This is a genomic window from Mesorhizobium sp. CO1-1-7 (assembly GCF_020164885.1).
In the GTDB taxonomy this organism is placed as follows: domain Bacteria; phylum Pseudomonadota; class Alphaproteobacteria; order Rhizobiales; family Rhizobiaceae; genus Mesorhizobium; species Mesorhizobium australicum.
The window spans coordinates 1-3,899 of record NZ_JAIUHA010000021.1; the positions used below are offsets into that span (position 1 = coordinate 1).

At 63.9% G+C, this 3,899-nt stretch carries 3 protein-coding genes and 1 pseudogene; all 4 read left to right on the forward strand.

Annotated features, from left to right (window positions below):
* Positions 1-728: pseudogene (locus tag LB516_RS28985) on the forward strand (hypothetical protein); the annotation flags it as partial.
* 265 nt (positions 729-993) lie between these two features.
* On the forward strand, positions 994-1,173 hold the full coding sequence (locus tag LB516_RS28765) for a hypothetical protein (protein WP_023796661.1): 180 nt from the start codon (positions 994-996) through the stop codon (positions 1,171-1,173).
* A 574-nt stretch (positions 1,174-1,747) separates the two neighbouring features.
* Positions 1,748-2,758, forward strand: a complete 1,011-nt coding sequence (locus LB516_RS28770; RefSeq protein WP_224720827.1) for a DUF4347 domain-containing protein — start codon at positions 1,748-1,750, stop codon at positions 2,756-2,758.
* Positions 2,755-3,899: DUF4347 domain-containing protein (locus tag LB516_RS28775; protein ID WP_224720828.1), on the forward strand; the 1,145-nt coding region annotated here is incomplete at its 3' end. The genes LB516_RS28770 and LB516_RS28775, both read left to right, overlap by 4 nt.

Below are 3,899 nucleotides of genomic sequence, written 5' to 3' on the forward strand. Positions count from 1 at the left end.
GGCTCGACCGGAGCAACAGGCTCGACCGGGGCGACAGGTGCCACCGGCTCGACTGGTGCCACAGGCTCGACCGGGGCAACCGGTGCGACCGGCTCGACAGGAGCAACCGGCTCGACAGGTGCCACCGGCTCGACCGGGGCGACTGGTGCAACCGGAGCGACTGGCTCGACTGGCGCCACTGGCTCGACTGGAGCAACTGGCTCGACCGGAGCAACAGGTTCGACAGGAGCAACCGGCTCTACCGGTGCGACTGGAGCCACCGGCTCGACTGGAGCCACCGGAGCCACCGGCTCGACTGGAGCCACCGGAGCCACCGGCTCGACTGGGGCCACCGGCTCGACTGGAGCGACAGGCTCGACCGGGGCGACCGGCTCGACCGGAGCCACAGGTTCGACAGGAGCAACCGGCTCGACCGGTGCCACAGGCTCGACTGGAGCAACTGGCTCGACAGGTGCCACAGGCGCGACTGGCTCGACCGGTCCGACTGGAGCAACTGGTGCCACAGGCTCGACCGGGGCAACCGGTGCCACCGGCTCGACGGGTGCAACAGGTGCGACCGGTGCCACAGGCTCGACCGGTGCCACAGGCTCGACCGGTGCAACGGGTTCGACCGGCGCAACTGGCTCGACCGGAGCAACAGGGTCGACAGGTGCCACTGGAGCGACCGGTGCAACAGGCTCGCAAGGTCCGACAGGCCCGACCGGAGGAACCGGTTCGGGTGGTGGTGACACTGGTCATGCCAACAACGGCCACGGCAATGGAGAACAGCCCGCGCCGGGCAATTCCGGGGACCATAACAATGCCGACAACAGCTCACACCAGGGGCAGGGCAACTCCGGCAACGGAAACGGCGGTCACAATGCCAACGTCACGGCAAGCACGCTGGGGCTCAAGGACACGACGCAATTCCTGCCGTCGAGCTCGACCGGCAACGGCAGTGACCCCGGCGGGCAAGCGTCGTTCCGCAACCTGATCGGGCTTGCAGCCACATCGGTGACGACAGACCTGCTCAATGTCCTCAAGACGATCAGCGGATCTGGTCAGAACCAAAACAAGCCGACGGGGGCGAGCACGGATCTTACTTCCGACCAGACCAAGCCTGGCGCCGGCTACGCCAGCAACGACCATACCGTCAAGACGACCCTGAAGGATCTCTTGAAGCCACATGAGTGAGCGGCGAACGGACTGGACGGTAACTGGTCTAGGTTGAAAAAAAGGACGCGCGGGCTTCGCTGGAGGCCCGCGCGTTGATCATTCTTCCTTGTCGGCTCGTGCAGCGTTCCTGTAGCGGGACGATAGCGGTCAGCACGAACTGGCACCCGGCAAGCTCCGCAGCTGGCGCCCTGCCAGGCGATTATTCGCAGAGTTCACAGCAACTGAAGGGAAGCCGGCAAGTATTCGGTTTTCAGGAACAATTTGAGCGAAGCCGACGCCTCCTATTGATCGAGGTCTGCTGCCTGGTTCTCTGAAATTTACCAATTCCTTACTTAATAGTTTACAAATCCCTAATTTTCGAATTTACTAATATGTGGGTATGGAGGGTGCCCGCAGATCGCAAGCTCGTGGCGGCAAGGTCTGCGCAGGTGGGTTGGACAGGGATCGGGTAGCAAGGCAGTTTCGCGCATGAAGAAGGGGCGTCTACAGGGCGCACCGTGACATGTCGCGTCCATGCCTATGCTTCGGCGGAAGGCAGACGGTTTCCCATTCCGGAGTTCACTCGCGAGTTTGCCGTCGAAACATCGGCGGCATGGGTGTCAGGAGTGGGGTGGCTGTGAGTCCAATGTTGTCGCGTGTGCCCCGTGGGGGCGTTGGTGCATCCCCGCGGTTCGACGGGCGCCGGATCGATCCGCTGCCGGATGCTGCGACTGATCGCCCGAATGCGCCCCTGGCCTCCGAACTCCTTTTCGTCGATCCCTCCGTATCCGATATCGGCACGATCCTCGCCAACCTGAGGCCGGAGGTCGAGGCCATCGTGCTCGACGCCAAGCGCCCGGCCGCGCGCCAGATGGCGCTGGCGCTCCAACGCCGCGACGGCGTCGACGCAGTCCACGTCATCGCGCACGGCGCGCCCGGGCGGGTAAGTTTCGCGGCTGGCGAGTGGTCGGCGCAGACGCTGGGCGACGATGAGCTCGACCTCGCCACCATCGGACAAGCCCTGGGCGGAATTGGCGAGCTGCTTTTGTGGAGCTGCAACGCCGGCGGCGGTGCAGCCGGAACGAATTTTGTCGATGCGCTGTCGCGCACGGCGGGAGCGCCGGCGGCGGCCGCCGACGACCTGGTCGGCTCGTCGGCGTTCGGCGGCGACTGGAAACTGAACGTACGGACAAGCAAGGCCGCTACGCGGCCGCCACTGACCCGGGGGGGCATGATGAATTACGCAGCAGTGCTGGCAGTCCCGTTGACCTCGACAGGCCAAGGCGAACGGCTCACCATTTTTGGCACGTGGCCCGCAGGCACTGTAGCCGGCACCTATTTCATCGTCCTGAACGACGGCCGGACGTTGAATGTTATCGGGCAATTTATTGTTCCGACAAATTTCGGCGGCACATTTGCGATCTCCGAGCCTCTTCCAGCTGGACGGTACACTGTAGGTCCAAGCGCTCCGGGTCCAAATACCATCGCTGTCTACAATGGCTGTTGGAGTTCGACAGGCAAGAACGCCGGGACATGGTCCGTCGGCGATTTCGATCCGGCGATAACGGCAACCCTTAACCCAGGTGACGCCACTCCCAACCAAGCTGGCCGGGGGATAGCATGATGAAAAGCGCTTTCGAAATCGTCTTCATCGATCCGTCTGTCGCCGACATTCCCACGCTCATTGCAGGGCTGCGGCCGAGGGTCCAGCCAGTGCTTCTCAGCGGCGCGACGCCCGCTTCGCAGGAGATCGCGCACGCTTTACGCGGTCGCGAAGGTCTTGATGCCATCCACATCGTCGTCCACGGCCGCTCGGGCGAACTCAGATTCAGCGATGGCGCGCTTTCTCTCGCCAACATAAACCGGCATTCGGATGATCTCGCGGCGATCGGTCATGCCCTGGGGCCTGACGGCGATCTTTTGCTGTGGGGTTGCAGCACAGGCGAAGGCGCGAGTGGGCAGGCGTTTGTCGCTGCCCTGTCGCGAGCTACCGGCGCGCCCGTTGCGGCGGCGACGGGTCTCATCGGTGCTGAGGCCCACGGCGGAAGCTGGAAGTTGGAGACGTGGTCTGGACGGCCAGCTGTGTTGCCGCCATTAACTGATGCGGGGATGGCGGAATACGCGGCGGTGTTGCCCGTATCAGGTAGCACCGTTACGTCTACGGGGACCGGCGACCCCATTGAAATTTACGGAACGCTCCCAGCCGGCACGGCGCCTGGTACTTACTTCATCGTCTACAAGCAAGGTGGTAATGACAACGTTATAGGCTCGTTTACGGTCGCGGGCGGAAGTGGAAACCCCAATAGCTACGCTGTACTCGTATCTCTTCCGGCTGGTGTCTACACACTAAATGGCGGGACCGCGAACGGCTCTATTCAAATTTATTCCTCCACTTTCAATGGTGCCACCGGCGTATGGTCGCTTGGCAGCGCGAGTAGTTCCCTAAGCGCTACTCTAACTGGCCAAGATCTGACTCCAGGCACGGGCGCCACAGGCCCGACCGGTGCCACAGGTGCGACGGGTTCGACCGGCGCCACGGGTTCGACTGGCGCAACCGGTTCGACTGGCGCAACGGGTTCGACCGGCGCCACAGGTTCAACCGGCGCCACGGGTTCGACTGGCGCTACGGGCCCGACCGGCGCCACGGGTGCCACTGGTGCGACTGGTGCGACTGGCGCCACGGGCTCGACCGGCGCCACAGGTTCAACCGGCGCCACGGGTTCGACTGGCGCCACGGGCTCGACCGGCGCCACAGGTTCAACCGG

Coding starts and splice junctions, on each gene's coding strand:
- LB516_RS28770 (WP_224720827.1), top strand. CDS start 1,748: ATGGGTGTCAGGAGTGGGGTGGCTGTGAGTCCAATGTTGTCGCGTGTG.